The sequence below is a fragment of the Actinoplanes sp. ATCC 53533 genome (genome assembly GCF_003947245.1).
On record NZ_QHHV01000657.1, the window covers coordinates 1 to 617 of the forward strand.

1 pseudogene is annotated in these 617 nt (G+C 66.8%); it reads right to left on the reverse strand.

Annotation, left to right across the window (positions count from 1 at the left end):
• Window positions 1-405: 405 nt before the first annotated feature.
• Window positions 406-617, reverse strand: a pseudogene (locus DMB66_RS60505) (ATPase); the annotation flags it as partial.

Genomic DNA, 617 nt, shown 5'->3' on the forward strand with positions numbered 1-617 from the left:
GGCACGGCTCTGCTGTCCGCGGCGGCTGCCCCGGGTGTGGCTGTCCCGGCCAGGAGCGTCACAGCCAGCGCCGTGACACCTACCCGGCGGAAGAAACGCGGCATTCGGAACACGTTGTTCTCAATGTTCATGGTGCCAAGATGGCACATCTATGGCGCCACGTAAAGTCATAATGGCGCCACTATGGCACCAGCTCCTCGCCGCCTACGGCGGCGACTGGTACAACGTCATTCCGATCGCCGCCCATCGGTGCGGGTTCTACGCATGGGGCAATCTCACGCTGGGCGAAGCGGCATCCCGGGCCATCCGGACCGACCGGAACAACGCGAACGGCACGTCACCAGACCCGGTCGGACGTCCTGCTGGTACGCGGGGAAGCGGGACGTCCGGTCCATCCGGCGACGGTCAGGCTGCTGTGGTGAACAGGGCGGCGTAGCGGTTCAGGTAGAGCGGCCATCCTTCGTCGTGGGCGACGCCGTCGCGGACGGATTCCCAGCCGGGTCCGTGCCGGTCGAGGTGGCGGTGCTCCAGCTCGACCCTCGTACGCTGGGGTGTTTCGGCGACGAACCGGACCTCGACCTCGCTGGTGTTGTCCGGCTCGGTCTCGACCTGCCATT